This is a genomic window from Phormidium pseudopriestleyi FRX01 (assembly GCF_017313335.1).
GTDB classification, from domain to species: Bacteria; Cyanobacteriota; Cyanobacteriia; order Cyanobacteriales; family Laspinemataceae; genus Laspinema; species Laspinema pseudopriestleyi.
In genome coordinates this window covers 1-3,186 of record NZ_JAFLQW010000192.1, presented here as the reverse complement: position 1 = coordinate 3,186, position 3,186 = coordinate 1, and the positions used below count along the sequence as shown (strand labels likewise).

Genomic DNA, 3,186 nt, shown 5'->3' with positions numbered 1-3,186 from the left:
TTTTTTTCCTGAAAAAGGGTTCATTACCGTTCGAGCCAATTGACAAATTTTGAAAGCCTGAATCAAAAAAAACCGCAATTCTATACCCCGCAACTTTAATCCTAAATTGAGTCAATTTCAACTCTTTTAAATTCTTTCCCTTCTTCGCCAAAAGTCTGACCGGCTTCTTCGGGTTTTCTTCCACCCGGGTGGGTTACGCCTATCCATCCCGGGGATATTTCCAAACCCCAGGGATGATTCTACAGGATAATCAGGCTAAAGTGATATAGCAGCGCCTTTATCCGTTGTGGAATGCCCTCACCCCTTTCTCGTCGGCGGCCCAAAGGGGGAGAGGGGTTGGGGGTGAGGGCATAAATCATTTAGGATTGCTATATAACCATTTCAATTTTTACGGATATTAACCTGAATAACTATCATGGAAAATTTAGCATATTTACAGGCAGTTTTGGCCCTCGAATCAGTTCTGGAAGGGTTAGATTCTCACCCACTGGGACTTTGGAAATCAGGGGAGAGGGTCAAGGGGCAAAGTTTATCGAGTCCGGGATACCGTTACAGGTTGACGATCGCCCTGAGTCTCTCTCTCTTCAGTCTCATGCAGGTGGCAGTCGCCTCGGAATTCATTCCCGCCAAGGGACTCGGACGGGGAGATAGTGGACCCCTCGTCACTTGCGTTCAGCAGATGTTGAAGGCAACAGGTTATTTTCACGGACCCGTTTCCGGTTTTTATGGACCGATGACGGAACAAGCGGTCTTAAAATGGGAACTGGAAAGTGCTGGGGTCGGTGATGGTGCGATCAATGCCTTAACTATTGCTCAGATGGACTGTTTTCAAGGGCAAAGGCCTCGTCCCTCTTCGCCGAATCCCCATTCCACTCCCATAACTGGCGATCGCCCAACCTATGATCACGGCAGGGGGGCACTTCGATTGGGCGATCGCGGGGAACAGGTGATGCAATTACAGCAGGAATTAATCGCTGCCGGTTATTTTGAAGGTCCCGTTACCGGCTACTATGGGACAATAACTCAAGATGCGGTGATGCACTTACAACAGGATTACCATATCCCCATCGATGGCGTTGCCGGTCCCAAAACCCAGTTAAAACTAGCAAAAACACCAGGTCCGGTGACTCTATGTGAGAAAACTCTGCTTCGGGGGTCTCAGGGTTCTGCAGTGGTTACTCTCCAGGAAAACCTCCGGAACTTAGGATACTATACAGGACCAATCACCGGCTATTACGGTCAACTCACTCAAGAAGCTGTGATGGAATTACAACGCGATCGCGGTATTCATGCCGATGGGATTGCCGGTCCTCAAACCCAAAGTATCTTGGTTTCGGTGTATTAAAACCGAAAAACGATCGCCTCCAACCCTTGGAAAGTGCGATCGCTTTTCACCCTGAACCCCATTTAAGAAACCAGTGCCTTTCCTGGATAGATGTCCCGCTTGCGAGTTTTCTTATCCAGGTAAATCCACTCTAAATCTTGGAGGCGATTCACCAAATTAGAGATACTCACCCCCAATTCCTCTCTCATTTCGTATAAGTGAGACCAATGAGTTAAATCCCGTCCCTGGCGTTTCTCTTCTAAAATACGTCTTGGCATCAGGAGACAACCGGCAAAATATTGCGCTTGCCACTCCATAGACTCTAACACCGAGGCATGATTGAGGGGACTACTCACTTCCCGACTTCCCCGGCAGACAAAGGGTTCATCTGTTCCGGTGAGGTCTGTGATCAGGCGATCGCCCGTTTCCGTCGCCGCCTCATGATTAATATGGAGTACCCAATGGCCGATTTCATGCGCGAGAGTGGATTCCTGGAATCCCTGGGGTTTATCGAGAATCTCTTCATTGAGCTCGATACAGCGTTGCAGGGGGAGAATCCTCGCCGCGATCGCCCCTTGTTCATCCGCAGGAATCCATTCCCAAACCACACCGAGGTCAAAAAAATCCGCAACCAAAGTCACGTCAAACGGCCAGGAAGGAGCAAATTGCTCGCCTCGCTGTGCCATCCGCCTGAGTACATTATTCGCCTGATACTCAATCGCTTCTTTGCGATAATAGCGATACGGCTTAAAAATACTCAAGATTATTCCCCCTCGCTTGCCACCTGCTGAAACACCTTCTGTGCAAAATCAGGATTTTCTCGCATCCGCCGTAGCAATGCAGGCATTGCTTTATAGTTTTGCTTGAGAAAATCCTCGTACCGTTGCGGAAGACGACCGGCGAGGACGATTAACTCTTCCTCATCTATGTCCAGATTCCGCGCCAAGGACCGAATTACATCTTCTTTCGGCGCATAGTCTGCCCGATCATTTTCCAGCTTGGACAAGTAGGTAAAATCCACATCCAGAAGCTTCGCAAGCTCCCTCTGACTATACCCCTTGTCCTTGCGTGCTTGACGAATTAGTTTACCAAAACTCTGTTCCACGTCTTTAAATACCCACTACATCTGCATTGTAGGTGACTTTGAAAAAAAAATCAACTTTGGGGTTGACGAAAAAATCAAGCTGCGTTAAACTAGGTTTAGTTGAACAATCATTCAACAAGACAGGCGCTAGGGGTGGAGTAGCAGTTCCCAGCTTCTTCCGGCTGACACGCTAGACCTAGTAAACCCTCGGGTTGGGTAACAGAAGGGTTTGGGCCAATCCACAGCGCCATAAGGGAGGGTGCCACACAAACAAGACAGGAGAGGAACCATGCTCAAAACCTGGACTGATACTCACTATAAGCTCGAAGACGGGGACTGGCTTTATATTGCCAAACATGATGACCAAGGTGCCGCCTCCCTCATCTGTCCGGGTTATGCCCGAGATGGTTCGGGGTTCACCATCCATTTTACCCCAGCTCATGTCGAACTGTTACAAAATCTGCTGGCGGTTTTGCAAAATACCCAAAGCGTCTCCTCCTCGGAGTCAGTTCGGGGGACCACTGGCAACCCTTGGGTGGAACGATATCCCAACCCGGAGGCGGTTAAAACTGAGTCCCGTTCCGGAGAAGAACCGGGCTACAAATATCCAAATTCCGCCTCAGTTACCCCTCGTCCCGTGATTCGGTAATTCCGCGCAATTCATTGGGGATAGGTTACTCAAAATGGCTAAAGATAAAACACAGAATTCAGCAGCTTTACACAACCCTACAGGAGTAGAAACCATGTCTAATAAAGCGACAATTTCCGTATTCGGAAC

The 3,186-nt window shown here is 48.7% G+C and carries 5 protein-coding genes; 2 read left to right on the top strand and 3 right to left on the bottom strand.

The annotated features are described in order from the left end of the window. On the bottom strand, window positions 1–184 hold a 184-nt coding region (locus J0895_RS06945; protein ID WP_207087378.1), incomplete at its 3' end, for a hypothetical protein. A 231-nt stretch (window positions 185–415) separates the two neighbouring features. Between J0895_RS06945 and J0895_RS06940 the strand changes: the two genes are divergently transcribed. Continuing rightward, window positions 416–1,345, top strand: a complete 930-nt coding sequence (locus J0895_RS06940; RefSeq protein ID WP_207087377.1) for a peptidoglycan-binding domain-containing protein — start codon at window positions 416–418, stop codon at window positions 1,343–1,345. 62 nt (window positions 1,346–1,407) lie between these two features. Here the strand turns inward: J0895_RS06940 and J0895_RS06935 are convergent, their stop codons facing one another. After that, window positions 1,408–2,085: an ImmA/IrrE family metallo-endopeptidase gene (locus J0895_RS06935; protein ID WP_207087376.1), complete on the bottom strand. Its 678-nt coding sequence runs from the start codon at window positions 2,083–2,085 to the stop codon at window positions 1,408–1,410. Window positions 2,086–2,087: 2 nt separating this feature from the next. Further along, the gene (locus tag J0895_RS06930; protein ID WP_207087375.1) at window positions 2,088–2,429 is read right to left on the bottom strand and encodes a helix-turn-helix domain-containing protein; all 342 of its coding nucleotides are present in this window, start codon (window positions 2,427–2,429) and stop codon (window positions 2,088–2,090) included. Window positions 2,430–2,697: 268 nt separating this feature from the next. Here J0895_RS06930 and J0895_RS06925 point away from each other — a divergent pair, with 268 nt between their 5' ends. Then, a complete protein-coding gene (locus J0895_RS06925; protein WP_207087379.1) occupies window positions 2,698–3,057 on the top strand; it encodes a hypothetical protein in 360 nt (119 codons plus the stop codon). Window positions 3,058–3,186: the final 129 nt, after the last annotated feature.